Raw genomic sequence first — 22,476 nt, forward strand, 5'->3', positions numbered from 1 at the left:
TTGTTTAATAAGGAAATTATTTTGAAACTTCTGAAAACTACACTCCTACTCTCCCTCGTCCTTACGTCCTTTATCTCGCAGGCAAATGACATCGCCACTCTCAAAAAATCGCTTAAGCCGTGGCAGCCGATTGAGGTCTCAAAAAGTGGCGACACTTTAACGGTGGTATTAAACGAGAATCAGATCACCCCTACTGTATACGATGCAATTATCAGCGCAGGTGCCTGCATGGCTATCTGGACTAAGGATGCTCCGGCTAATTACATTAAGACTGTCAAAGAGCTGCACATTCTAAACAAGCATAAAACACAGGGTTATGTGATGGAAAACCCGCTCGATACCTGTAATGAAATGGGGAAAGAAGCAGAAGTAAAAGCAAAAGGGATCATGCTTTCACATACGCGGCTTTTTAAGTAGTCAGCATACAAAAAGCCCCGCATTTGCGGGGCTTTCTTTTGGTCACTGCCAGTGCATTTGTTGCTGGCCTGATGATGTCGGGTGCGGTGCCGCTGGTACTACTACCCCCGGCGATACGATAAAGCGCTCGACCGTTTCGGTGGTCACAAACGTCGCGCTGCAGTTGATGTTTGTGCACTGGTGATACCGCTCTTTGGTCGTGTCGGTAAAATAGCGACTTGTGCGGGCGTGAGCGGCAAAATGGCATTTTGGGCAGTGAAACATGGCGAGCACCTCATTTAATTTCCGATGCGCTAATTTTACTCACTTTATCCTTATATAACAAATACATAAAAACAAATCACTGCGTTAATTCTTCGCTTTCGTACCCCACATCCGAAACCTTAACCTCAAGCTCTAAGCCCGTCGTGTAGCCGTTGCTGTTGAGGTTATGCACCACCCGGCTGATTATCCAAGCCTGCTCGTCTATGACGCGCTTAAAGCCTTTCACCGCAATTGGCGTTTCAGGAAATAAATCGGCGCGGCCAATAGCCAGCGAGATTGAAAACTCCGCGACACCTCGCTGCAGCTTGTCCCACTTAGCCTGAGCGGCGCGCATGGCCTGCGCCTTTGTCGCGTAAATGGTCGTCAGCTCCAGCACGTTGTCAGCCTCACCGGCCATATACTCACCCTCGCGCGCTTCCTGCTCTTTTTTGGCTTTGGCCTTTGCCGGGGCGTTGGTCGCTTTCGGGTGCTGCAGTGCGCGGAGGTGCTTCTCTTTGGGCTTTCTCTTGAGCTTCACCTTTTGCTTTTGCGGCTTTGGGTCTTTGGTGTGCAGCCACTTTGCCGTCACGCCGGTGTAGGCTTCCCGGTCAGCAATGGCAAACTGATGACGATCGCCGTCCCCGCGCTCAAGCGTCATCTGCGGAATGGGCTTTCCGCTGGCCGTCTTACCGCTCCCCGCTTTCAGGAATAACAGTTTCCCCGCTTTTACCGAAACCGACGCTCCGTTCCGGTCAGCCAGGCGGGAAAGAAACACCGCGTCGGATTCCTGCGACTGGTCAATGTGAGGCACGGCGACGGCTTTCAGCGTGTCGGCCACGCTGGCCGTCAGCTTATTGCGTGCCGCAATCGTCTCCACAATTTGCCCGAGCGTGGTGTCATGCCATGACTGTTCCCGGCGCGAGTTCAGCGTCCCGCGAAAATCGGCGCTGCGCCCCCGGATGGTCAGCGTATCAGGTGCGCCCCTGTGCTCGATTTCGTCGACCGTGAACATCCCTTTTTTTATCAGCGCGGAATCCTGCCAGCCTAACCACAGCGTCAACGTTGCGCCGCGCGGTGGCAAAGCTATCTGGCCGTCAGTGTCATCGAGCTCGATATCGAGCTGGTCGGCCTCGAATCCGCGATTGTCGGTCATGGTCAGGCTGATAAGGCGGTCACTAAAATCCTGCGTGATATCCTCGTTATCCAGCTTGAGCATAAACGCCGGGGCTATCTTCGCCCCGGCCTGAATATCCATACCTGTAATCATCCTGCCAGCCCTCCCAGCCAGTCACCGGCAGACGTGACCAGATTGTCGGCCTGCGTTTTCAGGTCGCCATAAATGGCCGCCAGCGATTTATCGACCCGCTTAAGCGAAAGGCTAAACTCGATTTTTCTCGCAGCCCCGTCGCTGAATAACTCGGTGTGCGTGTGCGTCACTTTGTCGATGACATACATGCCGTGAATCATGCCCGTTCCGTCAATCAGCGGCCACGCTCGCCCCTCGTCTGCCATCAGCTCGATGGCGGTCAGTGACAGACGTCCGCCGGTAATTTCTGGATAGAGCACGCCCGACAGCGTGCGCGTGGTTTCCCCTTCCCCGAGATACTGGTAAGCCGGTGGCTTGCCGATACGGTCGTTTGACGCCCAGCGGTAATCCTTCGAATACTGCATGGACTGATAGGCCAGCGTGCGGCGCTCAAACACAAATAAACCTAAAACCATTAACATGCTTTATCCCCCTCAGTCATGGCGCATACTTGAGCGCTGACGCGCACGGTTTTCCCTGTCGAATTTATCGACAGCCTCGCGGAGCTGGCGGTCAAGGTCGCTGCCCGGCGCGATACCACCATTCAGGTTAATGTTATATTCGGGCTTGCTCTGGTCGACGTAAGTCTTTCCGGTGGGAGCCGTTACTGGCTGATATGCCTGATAGCCACCATATGCAGAGGTGGCCGGAATATAAGACCCCTTTTGCGAGTCGGTGGCGGCACTGGCTTTTGCGGCCTTCTGGTCCAGGTCGCTCGATTCTTTATTGATAACCCCGAGCTTTTCCAGCAGCCAGTTAACGCCGGTACGCAATGTATTAAAGCTTTTGAGCGGTAACATCAGCGCTTCGGCCAGCATCTTACCGAACATCACACCCGCATTTTTGCAGCTGTCGAGCGTCTCCTGCGTCGACTTAACCGGTGCGATCAGGTCTTTAAACCACTGCCACGCCGCTTTAAGTTTGTCACCCAGCCAGTCAAAAACCGGCTTTAACGGTTTGAATAGTTCCACTACAGGGGCAAAAGCCTGCTTTAACCCCTCCATTACGCCTGAGAAAAATGCGCTTATTGGCTCCCAGTATTTGCGGATGAGCAGCGCACCGGCGATGATGGCAACGCCAATAGCCACAATCGGCCAGGTAAGCGCCCCGAGCACAGAGACAATGGCCGCCCCCATTGCGGCCAGATTTGCACCGAGAACACCGGCAGCGGCCATAATCACGTTGAAACCCGTTACCACCGGCCACGCTATCAGGCCAATCCCGCCCAGCACGCCAATCAGCGCCAGCCCACCACCTGCAATTAACCCGATGGTTGACGCAAGTGTTTTGTTATTAGTGATCCAGCCATCGAGCTTTAAAACATATTTCGTGGCGGTTTTAGTGAGCTCACGCAGTGAGCCCTCCTGCTGGTCAAACAGGTCAGTACCGACGGCCTCATAGGCTGACTGGAATTCTTTGAAGTCGCCGCCGAGGTTGTCCTGCATAATTTTGACCAGCTCAGCGGTTTTCCCGTCCGAGGCTTTAAACGCCGCCGTGAGCTGGTCGAGTTTGCCGCTTGAGGCCGCGGTCATCAGTACCGCCGCCGCCGAGCTGGCCTCCTCACCGAAAATGGTTTTCATGTACTCGCCGCGCTGGCTTGTTCCGAGATTGTTTTTCTCAAAACTGCGCTGCATTTCTTTCAGAATGGCAAATATCGGGCGCGTGTTGCCCTTGCTGTCAGACGTTTTAACGCCGAGTTCTTTGATGGCCTCGTATGCCTTACCGGTCGGAGCCTGCAGGCGACTCAGGACGGCACGGCTGCCCGTCCCCGCCATCGAGCCGGTGATTTTGGCATCATGGAGCGCGCCGACCATTGCGGCGGTCTGCTCAATACTGACCCCGGCATTTTTTGCCACCGGCGCAGCATACGTCAGGGCGTCGCTCAGTCCGTCAAAGTCAGCGGCCGTTTTGTTCATCGTCATCGACAGCACGTCGCCGATGTGTGCGATCTGGTCGTTTGACATCTGAAACGCGGATTTCATACCCGTCAGCAGCGCGGCGTTTTCTTCCATCGAGCGACGGTTAGACAGCGCCATATTCAGCGTGACCGGCGTCGCCGCCTGAATCGCTGCAGCATCCCCGCCGCTTTTCGCAATGATAATCTGCGCGCTCGCCGCATCATCTGCAGACGCTGCAGTATTGTCCCCGAGCTGGCGCGCCTGTTTGCGCAGCGCCTCCATTTCGGGTGACTGTTTTTCGACCCCGAGCACGGCCTGCAGCTCAGAGTTTTTCTGTGCAAAGTCATAACCGGGCGTGAGTAATTTGACTCCGGCCATCGTTCCCGCCGTGGCGATTCCGACGCCCGCCGCGCCTGCCGCTGCTGCGCCTCCGGCAAGGGATTTACCGGCCTGATAACGCTCTTTTACCCGACTCAGTCGCGCCTGCTGTTGACTGACCCGAGCCAGTGCCTCACGCTGCCGGTTGAGCTTCGCGGTCGTCTCACTGATGCTGGTTTTTAGTCGGCGCTCATCCGCCGAGAGGGTGCGGGTATTAATTCCGGCCTGCGCGAGCTCGGTGCGCTGGCGCTGCACCGACTGCCTGAGGCTGTTGTATTTGAGCTGCAGGTCAGCGGCGGATTTCTTCGCTGCCTCCATCGCGCGCGCCTGCGCGGTAGTCGGGTTCTGCGTGTTTTTAAACTGGATAGCCAGCGCGGCGGCTTCCTGTTTGGCCTTGTTAAGCGACTGGCCGGTCACGGCAAGCTGTGCGCTCGCTTTCCTGAATCCGTCAATTCGGCCAGCCTGCGCATTCAGATCGCGCAGGCTGTTTTGAGAAGTGCGGATATCGCCGGCAAGGGTCTTGCTGGCAGTCTGGATAGCTTTAAGCGGTCGGCTTGCCCGGTCGACTGCGTTCAGCAGTACCTCAAGTCTGACGTTATTGCTCATGTTGGTGTCCGCTTCGCTGCAGCGCCTTTTCGCGCCATGTGATGAGCTCGGTCACGCTCAGAGAATTCAGCTCTGATGGCGGCCAGTGAAATATCACCGCGATATCCGCCATCAGGTCATCGACCGAAAGGTTATCCGGGAAGGTCAGCGAGCCGAAGATGGCGACAAAAAACCAACCACCTTACCTGCGAGCAAAATCAGGTCTGACGCTTCCAGACGCATGACCTCGGGCTCGGTCAGCGCCGGGTACGTCATGCGCGGCAGCACCTTAATCAGCGCATCGACGTCAGAGTTTGCCAGCGAGGCCAGACTCACACCGCGCAGGGTTCCGGCGTTGGGTTTGGACACGGTCACCTGTTCGATTTTTTGCTCACCGCGCATGATTGGATTATCGAGGATCACAATGTTTGGGTTTTCGGTTTCGGTGGCGGTTTCGTTGATGTTTTCCATGATGTTGCTCTCTTTGAATGTGAGTAGGAGACCGGCCAGCCTGGCTGACCGGTAAACGGGTTACAGGCCAATCGCCCGGCGGTGCTCAGCGAGACGGTCGACGCCGTCGACTTTCATCACCATGTTGACGACGTCAATCTCGATGACCTCTTTGCCGTCGATCGTGAGCTGGTAGTACGAGCACTCGGTCGCGATTTTTGTCGTGCCGCTTTCGCCCTGTTTGTTTTCGCCGCCGTCGTACTCCTTGTGACGGCCACGCATGACCACCTCAACGGCAGAAATTTCGCCGGTGTCATCGCGCTGGAATGAGCCGGTGAAGCGCAGCGGCACGCTGTCGGCACCCGGTGACGCGTACTGCGCCCACAGCGCGACGTCAGGCAGGCCGCCCAGCGTCCACTCAAGCGACAGCGCGTCGTCGTCGAGTCCGAGGTCAACCGACACCGAGCCCGGCATCCCGCCGCCGCGATATTTCTCAAGCTTGCGGGTCAGCTTTGGCAGGGTGACGGATTCAACGACACCCATGTAGCTGAGCCCGTCGTTAAACATATTCAGGTATTTCAGTTTGCGTGGTAACGCCATGCTCTGAGTTCCTTAGCTGTTGACCGAGTCTGACAGGTCTGCCAGATAGGTATCGGTGATGCGCTGGCGCAGGGTCAGATTTTCCAGCGGCGGGACGGGGGTGTAGTCGTAATCGATATACAGCTTCCCGGCTTTCAGGGTTTCCACGCTGTTTGACTCCGGGTCGTACCAGCAGGAGCCGTCAACGATATAGCCGTTGTTTTTCAGCTCGCGGAATTTGGCATTGATACCGGCGACGATGTCGCGGATGAGCGTTGCGGAAACGGGCTTATCCATCGCCCACGCGTGCGCCTCTGCCATCGTGTCGGCCAGCACCTGCGCCGTGCGGGTGTAGTTTTCAAACACGAATAACGGATCGTCCGAGCAGGTGCGGTTACCCCAGAACTTAAAGCCGTCGTTGCGGATGAGCGTTGTCACCCCGGCCTGATTCAGCAGGTTGGCGTCGGTGGCCTGCTCCTGCAAATCCCATGAGACCGAGGCACTGACGCCGGTGACGCCATTCACGCCGACGTTGGACAGCGTTTTGTGCCAGCCGGTTTCCTGGTCGATTCTGGCGCGAAGGCCGAGCGCGCGGGCGGTCGCCCAGGCAATGTCGGTTTCGTTCGCCGTGGTGTCCCATGCCAGAAAATCAGGGTGAATGACCATCAGCTCGCGCTGGCTGAAGTTCTCACGGTATTTGATGGCGTCGGAAATGGTCTTGCAGCCCCACGCGCTCACATAGCCGAACGCGCGCAGGCTCTGGCAGGTCGACGCCAGCGCGGTCGCCACTTCCTGCGTATCCAGCCCCGGCACGCCGAGAATGCGCGGCTTAACGCCGGTGACGGTTTTCGCCGTTAACAGCGCTTTCAGCCCGGTGTATTTGCCGTTTTCGTCGGTCGTGCCGATGATGTTGGAAATGGTTTCTTTCTGCGCCGCTTCCGGGTCTTCCGGGTCTTCGATACCTTCGGGAACGCGCACCACCACAATGACCGGCTTGCACTGGTCGGCGATGGCCTGCAGGGATTTTGACAGCGTGCCTTTTTTACCGGCTTTACCGATAGCCGTTTGCACACTGGTAATCAGCACCGGCTCATTAAGGGGAAACGTCTTGTCGTCAGCATCGCTGGCCGTGCAGACCATGCCGATGATGGCCGTCGAGACGGTGGAAATGGTGCGCGTGCCATCATTAATCTCGATGACCTCGACGCCGTGATGATAGTCGCCCATCTGTTTAACTCCGTGGTTAAGGGGTGCGACTATTTTCTGTTGTGTGTCGCGCAGGCGCGATGCAATGCCGTTGGTGTAGGAATAACACAACATACAAAAAAGCCCTCCGGGTGGAGGGCTTCGTTTATTCTGGTCTTTCCGGCCATTCAATATCCGGTGCCGCAGAGGTGTCGATCGCGTTCAGCGCCTGAATGTATTTCATCCATATAATCAGGCTGGCCTTGTCATCGTCGCTGATAATGCCGAGCTGCAGCTCGGTTTGCCAAAGGCTGATAGCGCTTTGCGTCTCTGTCAGCAGAGTGGATTTTTTCTGTTCTGCCTCCTTAACCTGACCGCTTTTCTGCGCGTTCTTATCCGTGACCCATTCGCTACCGTTCCAGCGGTCATAGGTGGTCGACGGTGCAATCGTAGTTACACCGACGGCATAGTCACCGGGCGCGGTAATGTTGACTGGCTGACCGGTTTCCGTGTCATAAACCGTCTCACCGCGGTGGTCTGCGACATACTCCCACCCGTCAAGGCTGGCCGCGCGGCACACCGCGAAACCCTCCTTTTTTTCGACCGGTGCATCTGTGCAGGAATTAGCAGGAATACCCACGCCCACGGCCAGAAACTCGACAGAGGACGCCAGATATTCGCGAGTCTCACCATCGTAGTTGTAAACCGTCATGTCACCGGCTTTTGTGGTAATGCCCTGTTTATTCAGTGTTGCTTTCGCCATTATGCCGCCCTCACTATGTAGTTAAATGCGATGTTGCGTGGGCGAGCTCCAAATGATGACCTTTGTCCGCCAATTGAAGAAATCAGCCCTGCGGTATTTACATGTGACCATGACGGGCTGTTGTCGACAACGCTGTCGAAATCAGTCAATGGGATATATGCGGTCCCATCTGAATGACCACCGAGGAACATCCCAACTCCAGAGCCGACCTGAGCGGATAATAGCGCTCGTCCATTATCTATCCCGCGCCCGTCATCCCACCCTCGCAAAAACTCACTGCGCAAGTCAGGCAATTTACCGGATGGATAAGCGACAGCCAGCTTTGGATATTTCGCCTTGTCAAAAACAGCACCGTTGCATTTAAGCCAGCCCTCAGGCGGTGTTGCCTGCGGCCACGGCAGCGGAAAACCGACCGGAATATATTTATCAATATCCGCCGTTTTAAGGTATTGCGGATGCGGGTCAGCAGCGTCGAGGTGTGCGGCCAGCAGACTAGCGGCATAGGCTTTCACCTCGATAACCTTATCGTCGACATACTGCCGCGTTGCCAGCACCACCGACGGGTCGATTTTCAGGGTGATGGCCGACGTGCTCGACACAATCAGAATCATGCGAATGGTCTGCGTGCGGCCGCTTCCCTCCTGAAGTTGCGGCTTGTAGGTCTCCGGGCAGTTTGCCACGGCAATAAGAATCCCCTCATCATCGTAGAGGCCAATCTCGCGGATCCAGAAACCGCCTTCATTCTCGGGAATAATCTGTTCCGCGATAATCTGGCTGGTATTGGCCGGGTCAACGTTCAGCAGGTTCAGCCGCGCGATGCGCTTCTGATTAATGAGTTTTGTCTGCGACGGGTCAGGGGTCGGCAAAGTACCATTCGCATCGCCGACGGCCATCTGCGTCAGGTTTAGTCTGGTACCGAGTGCCGCCGCGTTCGCCAGCCGCGCCGCGCCCTGATGGGTCAGAATGGCAAAATATTTTGCGGTCATGCGTTCACTCTCAGGTTATCAATCAAATGGATGGCCGAGGCCGGGTAATATTCACCACCGACGACAATTTCCTCGGCGGTGTAGGGGTAAACGGTGAGCGCGTCGCCGTCGTAGCATCCCGCGCCGACATACAGCTCACCGGTCGCACTCAGGCTGATAGCAAGCCCCGTCAGGTGGCGGCTTGCCGGTTTGGCGTCTTCAATCAGGCGCTCGAGCTCCTGATACATTTCGTCAGTGATGCCACTGTCAAGCACGCCGACAACGAGGCGGAAGGTGCCTGGCGCCTCATTGAGCTGCCACCACTCGCGCACCTCAATCAGAAAGCCGAGCGGCTCGACCACCCGACGCAATGCGCTGATGGTGCCTTTGTGTTGATGGACGAAAAACGACGACGCGCAGACGCTGCGCTTTGTCGCCTCCGACCACTTCTCATCCCACCGGTCGACCGATAGCGCCCACGCCAGATACGGCAGCAGGTTTACCGGGCAGGTGCGCCAGTTCCACAGAGTGCGCAGCGGTACCGGCACGCGCTCAATGTCAGCGAGCGCGGCAGCGGCGGCAACCTCCAGAGGCGATGAGCCAACGGGTAACAGCCGGTCACTCATCCGAGCCCCCGACAGTTATCTGGTACTCGGTACAGTTCGACGCCTGCGACTTACTCAGCACAATGTCGGCCTGCGGTGATGCCAGTTCGACACGCTGCACCCCCTCAACATGCAGCGTCGCATAAATGGCTGACAGTCGGATATCACGCCCGAGGCGGTGCTGCGCGCTGATATAGCTCTGAAGCATCTGCTCCGATGCCTGCCTGATGGGCTCAGACTCGGGTCCAGGATAAACGTAGATCGTCGCGTCAATCTGGTACGGCACAATCTCCGCCGACTGGACGGTCACCCGGTCAGCCACCGGTCGCACATCTTCGGCGTTCAGTGCTTTTTCAACGATTGCCAGTAACTCAGGACTCGCGGTGCCGTCACCCTCACGCGATAACACGGTAATCGTCACGCAGGCGGGCGACGGGCTTTCGACCGACACGTCGGCGACCCGTCCGTCAGCGCTTCGACCGTGATACTCATAGGCGCCAACCGGACCCGCCACGCTTAATGCTTCAAAAGCTTGTTGTGTGCGCAGTCGCAGGTCAGCATCTGATTCCATAACGACAGGCGTTGGCGGTATGGTGGTTTCGTCTGCAGGGGTAATGGTCAGGCGTACTGTATTATTGTTCCCTGCCACGACGTCGAGGTCGTGACCGGTTGAATAGGCCAGCGTTACCGCCTGCGCGGCTTCGTTCACACGCTGACGCCAGATAACTTCCCGGTAGGCGTTTTCCTGCAGCAGTTTCACAATCGGCTCTGACTCAAGTGCCAGCGTCCGGGCGATAGCCTCCTGCTGATTTTCGGGATAAAGCGAAATTAGCGTCGCAATGCGTTCGGCAAGAATGGTTTCAAAGTCCAGTTCTTCCACCACATCGGGAACGGGTAACTGATTCAGGTCAACGGTTGCCATAGTGATTTAGCTCAGTGGAATGGTAATGGAAAATGGCTGGCCGCCGGTCGAGCGGGTGCCGGTGATGTCGACATACATCCCGCCGTCGGTCTCCGACCGTTCAAAGGTAATGGTCGAGAGGTCTACGCGTGGCTCCCACTTCTGGATCGCGGAATAGCACGCGGCCATAATCTGCAGGCGCAGCGCCGGGGTCTGCGGCTGGTCAATCATCTGCGACAGGAGCGAGCCGTATTCACGACGCATGACGCGCGAGCCAACCGGCGTGACCAGAATGTCGCGCACGCTTTGCCGGATATGCTCAACCTCAGAGATACTGAGGCCGGTCCGGCTGCTCATTCCCAGATAACGCACCGTCATTTGATGCCCTCCGTCCAGCTTCCGCCCCGTTCGACGCCGCCGTGGTCGTGGTTATCCACTTGCACACCGTTTGAGGTCAATGTCCCGCCGGTGTGCTCGATGTTCCCGGACATAGTCCCGCCTTTCTTCACTTCGAGCGTGCCGGTCGTCAGTTTATTGGTACAAACCACCTCCGGCGTATCGAGCGTGATGCGGCTCGACGCTTTCACCAGCACCACCGGCACGGTGGCCGTAATGGAATCCGACGCCGTGATGTCAGCGGTTTTGATGCCTGACACGGTGAGCGCACCGCTTTCGGGCTCGTACTCGATAACCGCCCCGTCAGGAAAGGACACATGAAGCGCATCAGGAGAGGCAGACGGCGCGGGATGGTCATCAGAGAAAATGCCGGGCAGAACAAAGGCCGTATCGAGTTCGCCGCCGATCGCAAGTAAAAGCACCTGCTCGCCAACGGATGGAGCCCACCATACGCGCGAGCCACCGGCGCGACTGGTAAGCCAGTTCAGCCAGGTGGTTTCCATGCCGCCGGTCTGGACACGACAAAGCCCCTCGTCGTGATCGACGTCGGTCACGATGCCGGTGCGGATAAGGTTGCGGATCGCGCGTGCGATTTCCTGCAGAGAATTAAGATTATTCATGGGGAAAGGATGCCGCCGGACGAGGTCAGCAGCAATTGAGGCAGGTTTGATGAGAGACGAAACAACAATTCCGTCGAGTCTGGCTATTGGTCTTATGGTTTACATACTTAACTATAAGTAGCAAAGAACTGTGCAAGCTAAGATTTAATTCCAAAAGTTGCGTTTGCTATTGATTCACACTTCAACTAATCCTACATTAAAGAAACAGTGCGTAGTCAAAGGAAACCATAATGAATGTTCTACAAAAAATAGAATTATTAGAAAAAATTGGTGCAGAATTACAATCAAGGATGACTTTTTCTGATATTGACATTTACTTCAAGGGGCATGGGGTCCCCATTCAGAAAAACTACCCAAATAACAGTAAAAGAAGCTATGCAAAAGATATGCTTGCTAATGTTAACGAAAACAAGCTTTCCATTATTGCCAATGAACTTGGCATTCTTGGGGAAGCAAGCACCACTGAAATTAAAGATATTAATGTAAGTTTTTGGCAGCAGGGCTATTTTAAATTATTTTTAAGCCATCTAGCATCATTTAAAGTTCAAACCTCACATCTCCAATCTGCACTGCGTAAATATGCCATAAGTAGTTTTGTAGCACATGAAGATATTGAACCCACCAGAGAGTGGCAAAGCGAAATTGAAGCAGCATTAAAGACTATGGATGCTTTAGTTGCTATCTTGATGCCAGGATTTTCTGAAAGTAAATGGTGCGACCAAGAAGTCGGGGTTGCAGTCGGGCGCGATGTTTTAATAATACCAGTAAGGAGAGGACTTGACCCATATGGTTTTATAGGAAAGTACCAAGGCATTCAATCTCAAGGAAAAAAAACGGGAGAAGTTGCAGAAGCCATCTTCAATACCTTAGTAAAATCCCCCAGAACGAGGAATAAAATCCTCCTTGCACTTTCTGGCTCGCTCTCGAATGCAATTACAGCCAAGGATGCAATTGAAAAAATAGAAATTTTCAACAACCTTACAGCAATACCTGTTGAAATTTTAGAAAATCTCAAACAACAAGTTTCCAAAAATAAAAGACTAATTGACTCAACAGAATTCCTCAACCACTTAAATTCAATGTTACAAAAATTCAATGTTGAAAAACTTACAACTGGAAACATCGAGCAAGAAACTGAATGGGACGACATTCCTTTTTAAATACTGATGATTTAACAAAGCCACCCCAACAAATTCCAAATAACAAATTGAAATTCAATAAGGATTTTTATGAAATCAATCGATTATGTGTCTTACATAAAGAGACTAAAAGCTGAATCTGGGGTCAATAGTTTATTAGAAATATTGACAATGAAATCCCTGTTTATCGAGATGTTCTTTGATGAACAAAAACTTAGCTCAGGCACAGCTTTTTTGGCAGCAAATGATACCCAATCTCACTGTGCCTTGATTACTAACAGACATAACGTTACTGGTAGAAATCAAGACACAAATGAATGTCTTAGCCGATTATGTGCCACGCCCAATAACATTGTAATTTATTTCCACAAAGGCGGTTCAATTGGAGAATGGCATAAAGTTAAATTGCCATTATATAGAGACAATGGCGAACCTTTCTGGATAGAAGATCCACTCCTAGGAGCAAAAGCAGACGTTGTTGCTTTAAATCTAAACTGGGGAAGTGACGTCAATAAATTAGCTTATTACATGAAAACCACCCTAGACCGAGATAACTTATATGTTGGCCCCTCAGATACAGTAAGTGTGATAGGTTTCCCGTTTGGCATTAGCAGCTTTGGAAAATTCCCTGTATGGGCTACAGGATTTATGGCTCAAGAATTACTTTTGATGACAAAAGACAACCCCGTGTTTTTAATTGACTGCAGAGCAAGACAGGGCCAGTCAGGTTCACCAGTAGTGGCGTATCGCTCTGGAGGATATAGAACAATTAATGGTAATGAAATTAGCCCAGTCATATCCGGCGCACCAAAGTGGGAATTTCTTGGAATTTATAGCGGCCGAGTAAATAGTGAATCAGATTTAGGAAGGGTATGGCATGTATCTGTCATCGAGCGAATTTTGGATGCTGCTGAGAGAGACTATCAACATAGATACAAGTCGATAAAAGACAACCAATAAATATAAAAAATAAAGGTCTTATTCAAATGAAAGAATAAGACCACCCCATTGCAACCTCAATTATGTCATGAGCATTAATTTTTCATGAGCCACATTTACCAAGCCACACTAACTTCACTTGATATATTCTACAATCAACCTTTCCATTAACTGCCTATCATTTTGACTTAAACCAATTAGTCGGCGTTCGGCGTATTGTACGTCCTTAGTATGCGCATTTGGCCGATCTTTAAGGCCGTACTGATGGACGCGCGCAATGCGCTGCACTTTACCGGTGAATTCCACCACGGCGCTGTTTTCGCGGCCAGTGGCTTTCATGTAGCGGCTTGTGCGGAGCTTCTGGAACATCGCCCGTTTAATCCGCCCGTTTTTTGCCCTGAGCGGCTGACGCTTTCGCGCCTGATAGGGTGAGCCGTCAGGGGCTTTCTGCAGCTTGATACGTTGCTGTTGGGACTTGCGCAGCTCCTTTGCTATCTCCCCGGCCAGCTTCCGACGGGATGCCGGTGACAGAGCAGCAATCAGACCGTTGAGCCTGTCGTCAAAGGGCTTAAATTCACTCATCCCATTTACTCGCCAGCTCTCCGTCAAGATAGAGCGCTTTTGGTGGGGTAACGGGTTCCGGCAGCGGCGGCTCAGGGGCATAGCTCACATGCAGCGCGCCGTTTTCCTCCCTGATAATGGTGCGCTCGGTGAGCTGCAGGCTGATGCTGATATCGACACTGTCCCCGTCGTTCAAATCCATCTGGAAACGGTAGCCCTTTTTGCGGCCGTCATCGAGCGTGCAGATATCCGGCTGGTTTTCCCTGAGCCATGCGGCCACCGGCACGAAAATCAGGTCAGGGTCGCCGACAAAGTCACACACGATCACATTCAGCGTGTAAATTTTCTCATGGGACAGCGAGGCCGCGAGACGTGCATCGATATTGCCCTCATCGGCAAAGATGCGCATCATTTCGGGGTTCGTTTCAAGCTGCGGAACGGCTTTAATCAGCGCTTCGCGCAGGCTGCGTGCTTTCTTCATCAAGTTTATCCTGACAGTCTTTGATAGTTTCAACCTGCAGCGCGCAGGCGGCGAGCGCGTGCTCAAGCCTGCGAATGTCGGCGCTCAGGTCGCCATTAGTGGCCGGATCGCTTCCCGGCATCGGGCAATAGCTCACCTTCGGGCAGGCGCTGTAAACAATGACCGGCGGAGGCGCAGGCGGCGCGGGTGTGCAGCCGACGCACAACATCAGGCAGCTCAGCGCTATACCAGCGGCGTAAGGTTTCATTCTCATTTATCAGCCTCGTAATGGTTTCTTCACGTCGCACGGCCATTGCACCGGCGGCCAGCAGTTCGCCGCGTAGACTGACCTGCGCGGTTTCATTTCGCCTGGCAATTCCCTGCGAAACGGAAAGCTGATTTTTCAGCATTCCGATCGCGGTTTTTTGTTCGGTAGCGACCCTGTTTGCCCGTTCAAACGAGCGCGTCAGGTTGCCGTTTTCATGACGCTGCCAGAGCACAACAGCAATCAGCGCGGCCAGTAAAAACAACATCACTTTCATTGAATCCCCCTGAGGCAGTAGGCACGCTCGCGTGCGCGGCGGTTTTCCAGCCCTTTGTTAACTTCGCCATTCACGTAAACCCAGCGGGTGAGCTGGTCGCACGCCTGCGGCCATTGCTGGCGCTTAATAAACGAGACCAGCGTCGACCGGCAGGCCGCGCCGGTTCCCACGTTGAAAGAGAAGCTGACCAGCGCGTCGTAAACGTGCTGCGGCATTTTCACCGGCGCGCATACGGCCAGACGTTTCTCGACGTTCAGCACATCCGCGACGAGGTTCTCCGCCGCCTGACGTTCGGTGATTTCCCCTTTCGGCACGACGCCTGCAGTGTGGCCGATGCCCGACGTCCACACTCCCGCGCTGCACTGGTAAGGCGTCAGGCGACAGCCTTCGAGGTCGGCAATCAGCGCCAGCCCCCCGGGCGAGGTGTTAAGCAGACGAAAGTCAGGCATCAGCGCTGCCAGCGCCAGCACGGCGGCCACACTGCATTTTTTAACGATTGATTTCACGAATAGCCCCTTTATCGAGTCCGAGCGATGTCAGATAGAGGTACGTCTTGCGCTTAAACCAGTAGTTCGTCAGCGCGGTAAAAATGGCGCATCCACCACCCACGTATAGCGCCATCTTTTCGGGGGACATTGCCCCGATATACGCCAGCCCCACGGCCAGCCAGTAGGCGATAAACGTGGTGATTTTTTCCATACTCAGTCCCATAGATTCACCGTTTCGGTTCTGGCCGCGCTCTCGGTCTCGGGCAGCTCAATTGCCGTGCCGTGCGGCAGGATCACACCGAGCTCGGACAGGCCGGGATTTGCCTCTAAAACCGTTTCGACCACGCCCTCAGTGCGCCCGTAATACCGGGCGCAAATCGCGTCGAGGGTGTCGCCCTGCAGCGCGTAGGCTTTCATCAGATTTGCCCCACAATGCAGCGCGCTTTGTCCTGGATGCGCGCCACAGACCAGCGCATATCCCGCCACATCTCATCGATAGTGCTGTCGATGCTGTCGGCCTTTTTGTCGCCTTTGGCGGTCGCATCAACGCCGCGAAAACGCTCATAAAGCGTGGCCGTCGTCATCGAGCACACGGCGTTGAAGTAGTGGAAAACGCGCACGCTCTCGCCGTCGAGCTTGTCGGTCGGGACATCCGCCAGCGTGGCGTAACCGGCATCGAGCTGACTTTCGCGCCAGTCGCTCAGCTCCGCGTTAGTCTCCGCAATTGCGGTCTTAATCGCCCGGCGCAGGCGAACGGGGGAAACGGTCTGCTCTAAACGCATTTCCTCGCGCACGCGCTTTGGATCAACGTCAGGAAAAAACGGGGTGTTTTTGATTACCGGCTCGCTCACGCCCGGCGGCGGTATCACCACGCCCGGCACATCCTGCGGCTCTTTTTTTGGCTCAATAATCAGCGTCGTCATGACAACCTCGGGTAATGGGTGGGCGGTGGACGCCGGTCGCAGTCAGGGCAATAAATACCCGCATTGACCGGCGTGCCGCCCGGCTCGGGGAGCGCTCGGTTAACCTGCGGCTTTTGCCGCCTTTGGTGGACGCCCGCGCCGTGCCGCTGGTTTGGCGGCAGGCTTGGGCGTGCGCGGTTTAGTCGTTTTCGGTGCCGGTTCGGGTTTTGGCCTGAGCTGGCGCTCTAACTGCTCGATATCCTTTTTCACCCCGATAGTGCTTTCTAACTGGATCGCACGCTGCAGGTGCGCCAGTGCCTCCGGCAGTTGCTCCGCATCACGCAGCACGTAGCCGGTGATTTTGTGAAGCTTCGCGCGCACGATATCGGGCATATCCGCGCGTTCAGTCAGCGCGATAGTGTCGAGCAGATTCGCCAGATTGACCGGCTGTTTTGCCGTTAGCAGGCGCTGCGCGGCCAGTGCCACTTCTTCGGCCAGCAGGCACGGCGTCGGACGGCGACCGACCGGCATGGTGAGGCCGTAGGTCATGGCGTAACGGGCAATTTCCAGCGCCCCGGCGATATCGTCAGCATCGAGACGCCAGAGCATCACCGTCATGACGATGTCATCCTGTGCGCCTTTGCCGTTTTCGAGGACGCCAGCGACCCACGGCAGGTAGAACGGCAACAGCTCGCGCTTTTTCGCGGCTTTGCGCTCTTTGGAGTTGATTTGTTTGAGTGTGCGGTTGTCTGCGGCCAGCTTAACGAGCATCTGCTCATAGGCAGTTGCATTGCGCAGCGGGACGGCAGCCCGCTGCGCAGTTTCAGAGGCCGAGACCCGCATCATGTGACGGGCTGCGGGACTCGTCATGGCTTACTCTCCGCTTTCCGATGCTGCAGGTGCGGTGAAGTCACCGAGCTTGATGTTTTCAATCAGGCAACCGGCGGCGTAAGCCTCGACCACATAGTCAACATTCATTGACTCGTAGTTTTCGATGCGGTCTTTCTTCGGGTTTTCGATAATGCTGCGGCGGTGCGCGTCATCCATGAAGTAGACAGACAGGTTGTCGAGACGCGTCACCATCAGCGCATCTGCCGGGAAGTAAGGCACGCGCACGGCTGGCAGGTTGCCGATTCGCTTCTGGCTGATGATGATGTCAGCGGCCAGCGACTCGGTGTTTGCCTGCTCTTTGTTGACGATCGGGAAATATTTATCCGCCATCAGCTTACGGCCAGTGATGACAACCAGCTCCGGGTCATCCTGATAAATCTCGTCAATCAGGTTGCCGGTGGCATCCATGACCAGCGCGTCGAGGTTCGCATAGTCGCCGTTCTTACCCACGCGGATCACATTGGAAATAACCGAGCCGTCTTCGTCGGTGATTTTGGACATCACGCGCGCTGGCGCTTCATTGCGGTACTTCTGCAGCCATCCGGTCGCCACGTCCTGCAGCATCGGATTCTTTTTGCGGTCGGAGGTCGCCGCGCGCTCGATGCCGTTGAAACCGGCCATGATGAAATCGAGGGACTGACGTTTGATGATGGCGTCACGGATACGGGTCTGGAAGTCCTGGAATCGCGCCCACAGGTCGAGCTGTTTGTAGCGGATATGGAAGTCAAAGTTAATCTGGTCGCACTCGTATTTATTGGACTCCAGCGCGGTAAAGTCAGCGGTCTTACGCTCATCATCACCGGCGGTGTCGGCGGTGCTCGCAATCGTACCGTTAACGCCGACGCCGACTTTTTCGCCTTTCAGCTCGTCAACCGGCACGATGTTGATTTTGGTCAGAAACGCGGATGACATCTGCAGGGTGGTCATCAGGGTTTGCGTGACCGACGGCTCGACGGTGAATTTCTTCGCCACGTCATCGGTGGAAATACCGTTCAGCTCCGCGACGCGGGACAGGTAGGCATTAAATTTGAAACGGGTATCTTTACGCATGGTTTTTCCTGTTCGGGTAAAAGGGTTCAGGCCGGGCAACGCGCCCGGCGCGTTATCAGCAGTTGGTCAGCAGCTCGTCGCCCGTACCGCCTTTTGAAAGCTCGCGGCGCGGCTGGCTCTGGCTTTCGGTGTTATCGAGGGAGCTTTTCAGGGAAGTAAACGCCTGCGCGTTTTCATCGACTTTGCTGCTCACGTCCTGCTTAAGCAGCGCAAAAGCGGTCTCCAGCTCGGTGACGCGCTGGTCGGTGGCGTTGAGATTGGTTTGTACCTGCTCGGTAACGGTGGTCACCGCCTCATGCACATCGGCGAAACGGGCGTCATCGCTGGCCTGCTTACGGCCAAAAATGGCTTTAACCTTATCGGTCAGGTTGTTGAACATGGTGTCGGGAACGTCCTCAAACTCCAGCGCAGCCAGCGAGGCCACAGAGAAAACGTCGTCCGGCTGGTCTTTTTTACCGGCGAGCGGGTTCTGCGCGGCGCGGCTGCAGAATTCGAGGTATTCCGTGCCGAGGCTTGCCGGGTCATCGGTGACGGCCAGCCCGATGAGGTAGCACTTGCCGCTGTTCGAGAAGTTCGGGCGGATCTCCATGGAGGTGTAAACCTTCTGCCCGGCACGCACCATGCTGACCAGCTCGTCAAGCGGGGCAATTTTGGCAAACAGCGCCTTTTTGCCGTTGAGGACAGAGTCATCACTGATAATCTCCGCCTTAAGCTCGGTTACATCGCCATAGCGTTTAAACGGACTGTCAGGCATCAGCCCCCGGATATGTTCGAGGTTAATGCGGCAGCCGTAGACGCGGGGGTCGAACGTGTCGGCCATATCCTGAATGTCATCGCCGCTGATGACGCGGCCATCGCAGGTGTCACCCTCGACGCCGATGCGAAACCATTTAGAAACTTTCTTTGCCATTGTTCAGGTGTCCTGATGTTGGGTTTTCGGGTCGGGTTTAGTTTCCCGACTCTGACCCGTATCAGCCACCGCTTACGATCTGATTAGATCTGACACAACAGGCACTTAGCGCGAATAGTTCCCCATTTCCTTAGCCTTGCCACGTCATACCAAAAACGAGGCAAGCATGACCATTTCAACTGACCTTTCTCTGTTAAATGACCCGCGACGACAGGCGCGGCTGTTGTACTGGCAGGGGTTCGCCGTGCCGCAAATCTGCAACATGCTGCAGCTCAAGCGCCCGACCGTGCAGAGCTGGAAACAGCGGGATGGATGGGAAGAAACCGCGCCGATTAACCGCGTGGAATCAACATTAGAGGCGCGGCTTATCCAGCTCTACGCTAAGCCAGACCTGACCGCGCATGACTTCAAAGTCGCGGATTTTTTGTCGCGCCAGATGGAGCGGCTCGCGCGCATTAACCGCTACGGCCAGACCGGAAACGAGGTGGATTTAAACCCCAATATCGCCAGCCGTAACAAAGGGGATCGCAAAAAGCCGAAACGAAACTATTTCAGCGAGGAGGCCATAGAAAAACTGGAAGAGATTTTCTTCGACCAGTCGTTTGACTATCAGCTCCGCTGGCATAAAGCGGGGTTAGAGCACCGTATCCGCCACATCCTGAAATCGCGACAGATTGGCGCGACGTTCTATTTTGCGCGCGAGTCCCTCCTGCGCGCGCTTAAGACCGGGCAAAACCAGATATTTTTGTCGGCCAGTAAAACGCAGGCTTACGTGTTCCGTAAGTACATCATCGCCTTTGCCCGTCTGGTTGACGTCGACCTGTCAGGCGACCCGATCGTCATCGGCAACAATGGCGCTGAGCTTATTTTTCTCGGGACCAATTCCAACACCGCGCAGAGCCACAACGGTGACCTTTACGTCGACGAAATTTTCTGGATCCCCAACTTCCAGAAGCTGCGCAAAGTCGCCTCGGGCATGGCCTCGCAGTCACACCTGCGCACCACCTATTTTTCGACCCCGTCGACGCTGGCGCACGGCGCTTACCCGTTCTGGTCAGGCGAGCTGTTTAACCGTGGCCGCAGCAACCGCGGCGAACGTGTCGACATCGATATCAGTCATCAGGCGCTCGCCGGTGGCGTGCTGTGCGGAGACGGCCAGTGGCGGCAGATTGTCACCATTGAGGACGCGCTCGCCGGTGGCTGCACCCTGTTTAACCTCGACCAGCTCAGGCAAGAAAACAGCGCGGATGACTTCCGTAACCTGTTTATGTGCGAGTTCGTCGACGACAAGGCATCGGTATTCCCGTTCGAGGAGCTGCAGCGCTGCATGGTCGATGCGATGGAAGAATGGGAGGACTTCGAGCCGTTCGCCGACCGTCCGTTTAACTGGCGCCCGGTCTGGATTGGCTATGACCCGTCACACACCGGCGACAGCGCCGGGTGCGCGGTACTGGCTCCGCCGCTGGTTGCCGGTGGCAGGTTCCGCATCCTTGAGCGTCACCAGTGGAAAGGCATGGACTTTGCCGCACAGGCCGAGGCCATCCGGGCGCTGACCGAGAAATACACCGTCGACTATATCGGCATCGATGCGACCGGCATCGGCCAGGGTGTTTACCAGCTCGTGCGCTCATTCTTCCCGGCGGCGCGCGCCATCCGCTACACGCCGGAAATGAAAACCGCAATGGTGCTGAAAGCGAAAGACACCATCAGGCGCGGGTGTCTGGAATATGACGCCGGGGCGACCGACATCACGCAGTCATTTATGGCAATCCGCAAAACCATGACCAGCAGTGGCCGCAGCGCCACCTACGAAGCCAGCCGCAGCGAGGAAGCCAGCCACGCGGATATCGCGTGGGCGACCATGCACGCGCTGTTAAACGAGCCGCTTTCCGCCGGTAGCGGAATGCAATCAAGTTCAATTCTGGATATTAACTAAGATGAAAAAACGCCAAAAGAAACAGCCGAAACAGACCAATATGACCGCCAGCGCGCCGCAGAAAATGGAGGCATTCACCTTTGGTGAGCCGTCGCCCGTTCTGGATCGCCGCGATATCCTCGACTATGTCGAGTGCATCAACAACGGCAAATGGTACGAGCCGCCGGTCAACTTCTCGGGGCTGGCGAAAAGCCTGCGCGCCGCCGTACACCACAGCTCCCCGATTTACGTAAAGCGCAACATTCTGTCCAGCACCTTTATCCCGCACCCGCTGCTGTCGCGTCAGGACTTCAGCCGCCTCGTGCTTGATTATCTGGTGTTTGCAAATGGCTATCTCGAAAAGCGCATGAGCGTGACCGGCCAGCTCTTTAAACTGGAAACCTCCCCGGCTAAATACACCCGCCGTGGTGTCGAGGATGGCGTTTACTGGTACGTGTCGAGCTTTACCCATCCGCACCAGTTCGCCCCCGGTTCGGTGTTTCACCTGCTTGAGCCTGATATCAATCAGGAGCTCTACGGGATGCCGGAATACCTGAGCGCGCTCAATTCCGCCTGGCTGAATGAGTCCGCCACGCTGTTTCGTCGCAAGTATTACCAGAACGGCGCGCACGCGGGTTACATCATGTACGTAACCGACGCGGCGCAGAGCAGCACCGACGTTGAGGCGCTGCGCTCCGCGATGCGTGACTCGAAAGGGCTCGGGAATTTTAAAAACCTGTTTTTCTACGCCCCGAACGGGAAACCGGACGGCATTAAGATCGTGCCGTTGAGTGAAGTCGCCACTAAGGATGATTTTTTTAACATCAAGAAGGTGAGCGCCGCTGACCTGCTCGACGCGCACCGCGTGCCTTTTCAGCTCATGGGCGGTAAGCCTGAAAATATCGGCTCAATGGGGGATATCGAGAAGGTGGCAAAGGTGTTTGTCCGCAACGAGCTGACGCCGCTGCAGGAGCGCTTCAAAGAGATAAACGACTGGCTCGGGATGGAGGTGATCCGCTTTAAGGATTACAACATCGAGACCGAGTAGACCCGCATAAAATGCCGCCTCCGGGCGGCACATCCTCAGAGCTCACCAGACGCCGCACACGCCACGCAATCCCGCCACAGCCTCACGATTCGACCTCATCACTCAGCGCGCCACCACGACGCGCACAGACGCCCAAAATAAATCCTGTCACCACATCTGGCGCGCAGTGCTATCCCCACCTCGCCTGCCCGCTTAACGGGTCGCTTTTAATGCAGGTGCATCAGGAGCCCCGAGCCGCGCCAGTACTGGCGCTCGCTGGCAAAATCTTAATTTAAAAACGAATGCAAACTCATGCATATGTTGCATGCATCAGTGATTTTTACTAATTACTTATTGCTGA

Annotated in this window: 30 protein-coding genes; 5 read left to right on the plus strand and 25 right to left on the minus strand. The window is 55.3% G+C overall.

Annotated features, from left to right (window positions below; all coding sequences use genetic code 11):
- Nucleotides 1-21: 21 nt before the first annotated feature.
- Complete coding sequence (locus tag NWV12_RS12445; protein WP_233788476.1) at nt 22-417, plus strand: hypothetical protein; 396 nt, start codon at nt 22-24, stop codon at nt 415-417.
- Nucleotides 418-459: 42 nt separating this feature from the next.
- On the opposite strand, the gene NWV12_RS12450 is transcribed toward NWV12_RS12445, so the two are convergent.
- The 14 genes from NWV12_RS12450 to NWV12_RS12515 form a co-directional block, all read right to left on the minus strand.
- Nucleotides 460-681, minus strand: a complete 222-nt coding sequence (locus NWV12_RS12450) for a DNA-binding transcriptional regulator (protein ID WP_032665565.1) — start codon at nt 679-681, stop codon at nt 460-462.
- A 76-nt stretch (nt 682-757) separates the two neighbouring features.
- Entirely contained in the window at nt 758-1,927 is a 1,170-nt protein-coding gene (locus NWV12_RS12455) for a phage late control D family protein (protein WP_101744568.1), read from the minus strand.
- Complete coding sequence (locus NWV12_RS12460) at nt 1,924-2,388, minus strand: phage tail protein (RefSeq protein ID WP_101744569.1); 465 nt, start codon at nt 2,386-2,388, stop codon at nt 1,924-1,926. Before NWV12_RS12460 ends, NWV12_RS12455 begins: the two co-directional genes overlap by 4 nt.
- Before the next feature lie 12 nt (nt 2,389-2,400).
- The gene (locus NWV12_RS12465) at nt 2,401-4,848 is read right to left on the minus strand and encodes a phage tail tape measure protein (RefSeq protein WP_101744570.1); all 2,448 of its coding nucleotides are present in this window, start codon (nt 4,846-4,848) and stop codon (nt 2,401-2,403) included.
- Nucleotides 4,838-4,960 (minus strand): GpE family phage tail protein, encoded by a 123-nt coding sequence (locus tag NWV12_RS12470; RefSeq protein WP_063437433.1) that lies wholly within the window; start codon nt 4,958-4,960, stop codon nt 4,838-4,840. Before NWV12_RS12470 ends, NWV12_RS12465 begins: the two co-directional genes overlap by 11 nt.
- Nucleotides 4,961-4,992: 32 nt before the next feature.
- The gene (locus NWV12_RS12475) at nt 4,993-5,298 is read right to left on the minus strand and encodes a phage tail assembly protein (RefSeq protein WP_101744571.1); all 306 of its coding nucleotides are present in this window, start codon (nt 5,296-5,298) and stop codon (nt 4,993-4,995) included.
- A 60-nt stretch (nt 5,299-5,358) separates the two neighbouring features.
- Nucleotides 5,359-5,877 (minus strand): phage major tail tube protein, encoded by a 519-nt coding sequence (locus tag NWV12_RS12480; RefSeq protein WP_032678189.1) that lies wholly within the window; start codon nt 5,875-5,877, stop codon nt 5,359-5,361.
- Nucleotides 5,878-5,889: 12 nt separating this feature from the next.
- Nucleotides 5,890-7,083 carry a phage tail sheath protein gene (locus tag NWV12_RS12485; protein WP_101744572.1) on the minus strand — a complete coding sequence of 398 codons (1,194 nt, stop codon included), beginning with the start codon at nt 7,081-7,083 and terminating at the stop codon, nt 5,890-5,892.
- A 124-nt stretch (nt 7,084-7,207) separates the two neighbouring features.
- Nucleotides 7,208-7,804 (minus strand): tail fiber assembly protein, encoded by a 597-nt coding sequence (locus NWV12_RS12490; RefSeq protein WP_101744573.1) that lies wholly within the window; start codon nt 7,802-7,804, stop codon nt 7,208-7,210.
- Entirely contained in the window at nt 7,804-8,790 is a 987-nt protein-coding gene (locus NWV12_RS12495) for a phage tail protein (RefSeq protein WP_101744574.1), read from the minus strand. Before NWV12_RS12495 ends, NWV12_RS12490 begins: the two co-directional genes overlap by 1 nt.
- On the minus strand, nt 8,787-9,395 hold the full coding sequence (locus NWV12_RS12500) for a phage tail protein I (RefSeq protein ID WP_101744575.1): 609 nt from the start codon (nt 9,393-9,395) through the stop codon (nt 8,787-8,789). The genes NWV12_RS12495 and NWV12_RS12500 overlap by 4 nt, the downstream gene beginning before the upstream one ends.
- Complete coding sequence (locus NWV12_RS12505; RefSeq protein WP_101744576.1) at nt 9,388-10,296, minus strand: baseplate assembly protein; 909 nt, start codon at nt 10,294-10,296, stop codon at nt 9,388-9,390. The genes NWV12_RS12500 and NWV12_RS12505 overlap by 8 nt, the downstream gene beginning before the upstream one ends.
- 6 nt (nt 10,297-10,302) lie before the next feature.
- Complete coding sequence (locus NWV12_RS12510; protein ID WP_101744577.1) at nt 10,303-10,653, minus strand: GPW/gp25 family protein; 351 nt, start codon at nt 10,651-10,653, stop codon at nt 10,303-10,305.
- Nucleotides 10,650-11,291, minus strand: coding sequence for a phage baseplate assembly protein V (locus NWV12_RS12515; RefSeq protein WP_101744578.1), 642 nt, complete (start codon nt 11,289-11,291; stop codon nt 10,650-10,652). Before NWV12_RS12515 ends, NWV12_RS12510 begins: the two co-directional genes overlap by 4 nt.
- 230 nt (nt 11,292-11,521) lie before the next feature.
- Between NWV12_RS12515 and NWV12_RS12520 the strand changes: the two genes are divergently transcribed.
- The gene (locus NWV12_RS12520) at nt 11,522-12,451 is read left to right on the plus strand and encodes a toll/interleukin-1 receptor domain-containing protein (RefSeq protein ID WP_101744579.1); all 930 of its coding nucleotides are present in this window, start codon (nt 11,522-11,524) and stop codon (nt 12,449-12,451) included.
- Nucleotides 12,452-12,520: 69 nt separating this feature from the next.
- Nucleotides 12,521-13,390, plus strand: coding sequence for a hypothetical protein (locus NWV12_RS12525; protein ID WP_199767211.1), 870 nt, complete (start codon nt 12,521-12,523; stop codon nt 13,388-13,390).
- Between the two features lie 114 nt (nt 13,391-13,504).
- On the opposite strand, the gene NWV12_RS12530 is transcribed toward NWV12_RS12525, so the two are convergent.
- The 11 genes from NWV12_RS12530 to NWV12_RS12580 form a co-directional block, all read right to left on the minus strand.
- Nucleotides 13,505-13,951: a phage virion morphogenesis protein gene (locus tag NWV12_RS12530; RefSeq protein WP_101744580.1), complete on the minus strand. Its 447-nt coding sequence runs from the start codon at nt 13,949-13,951 to the stop codon at nt 13,505-13,507.
- Entirely contained in the window at nt 13,944-14,411 is a 468-nt protein-coding gene (locus tag NWV12_RS12535) for a phage tail protein (RefSeq protein WP_101744581.1), read from the minus strand. The genes NWV12_RS12530 and NWV12_RS12535 overlap by 8 nt, the downstream gene beginning before the upstream one ends.
- Nucleotides 14,374-14,619 (minus strand): Rz1-like lysis system protein LysC, encoded by a 246-nt coding sequence (gene lysC, locus NWV12_RS12540; protein ID WP_080297781.1) that lies wholly within the window; start codon nt 14,617-14,619, stop codon nt 14,374-14,376. The genes NWV12_RS12535 and lysC overlap by 38 nt, the downstream gene beginning before the upstream one ends.
- Nucleotides 14,507-14,932 carry an Rz-like lysis system protein LysB gene (lysB, locus tag NWV12_RS12545; protein ID WP_101744582.1) on the minus strand — a complete coding sequence of 142 codons (426 nt, stop codon included), beginning with the start codon at nt 14,930-14,932 and terminating at the stop codon, nt 14,507-14,509. The genes lysC and lysB overlap by 113 nt, the downstream gene beginning before the upstream one ends.
- Complete coding sequence (locus NWV12_RS12550; RefSeq protein ID WP_101744583.1) at nt 14,929-15,438, minus strand: lysozyme; 510 nt, start codon at nt 15,436-15,438, stop codon at nt 14,929-14,931. Before NWV12_RS12550 ends, lysB begins: the two co-directional genes overlap by 4 nt.
- Nucleotides 15,422-15,643 carry a hypothetical protein gene (locus tag NWV12_RS12555; RefSeq protein WP_047749175.1) on the minus strand — a complete coding sequence of 74 codons (222 nt, stop codon included), beginning with the start codon at nt 15,641-15,643 and terminating at the stop codon, nt 15,422-15,424. Before NWV12_RS12555 ends, NWV12_RS12550 begins: the two co-directional genes overlap by 17 nt.
- Entirely contained in the window at nt 15,634-15,837 is a 204-nt protein-coding gene (locus tag NWV12_RS12560; RefSeq protein WP_023209074.1) for a tail protein X, read from the minus strand. The genes NWV12_RS12555 and NWV12_RS12560 overlap by 10 nt, the downstream gene beginning before the upstream one ends.
- On the minus strand, nt 15,837-16,343 hold the full coding sequence (locus tag NWV12_RS12565) for a head completion/stabilization protein (protein ID WP_048979843.1): 507 nt from the start codon (nt 16,341-16,343) through the stop codon (nt 15,837-15,839). Before NWV12_RS12565 ends, NWV12_RS12560 begins: the two co-directional genes overlap by 1 nt.
- Nucleotides 16,344-16,442: 99 nt before the next feature.
- Complete coding sequence (locus NWV12_RS12570) at nt 16,443-17,192, minus strand: terminase endonuclease subunit (RefSeq protein WP_101744584.1); 750 nt, start codon at nt 17,190-17,192, stop codon at nt 16,443-16,445.
- 3 nt (nt 17,193-17,195) lie between these two features.
- Nucleotides 17,196-18,263, minus strand: a complete 1,068-nt coding sequence (locus tag NWV12_RS12575; protein ID WP_101744585.1) for a phage major capsid protein, P2 family — start codon at nt 18,261-18,263, stop codon at nt 17,196-17,198.
- A 55-nt stretch (nt 18,264-18,318) separates the two neighbouring features.
- Complete coding sequence (locus NWV12_RS12580) at nt 18,319-19,173, minus strand: GPO family capsid scaffolding protein (RefSeq protein WP_101744586.1); 855 nt, start codon at nt 19,171-19,173, stop codon at nt 18,319-18,321.
- Nucleotides 19,174-19,339: 166 nt separating this feature from the next.
- On the opposite strand from NWV12_RS12580, the gene NWV12_RS12585 reads away from it, so the two are divergent.
- The gene (locus NWV12_RS12585) at nt 19,340-21,109 is read left to right on the plus strand and encodes a terminase ATPase subunit family protein (RefSeq protein ID WP_101744587.1); all 1,770 of its coding nucleotides are present in this window, start codon (nt 19,340-19,342) and stop codon (nt 21,107-21,109) included.
- 1 nt (nt 21,110) lies between these two features.
- Nucleotides 21,111-22,136 (plus strand): phage portal protein, encoded by a 1,026-nt coding sequence (locus tag NWV12_RS12590; RefSeq protein ID WP_101744588.1) that lies wholly within the window; start codon nt 21,111-21,113, stop codon nt 22,134-22,136.
- Nucleotides 22,137-22,476: the final 340 nt, after the last annotated feature.

Source organism: Enterobacter sp. Crenshaw (genome assembly GCF_024734705.1).
In the GTDB taxonomy this organism is placed as follows: domain Bacteria; phylum Pseudomonadota; class Gammaproteobacteria; order Enterobacterales; family Enterobacteriaceae; genus Enterobacter; species Enterobacter asburiae_B.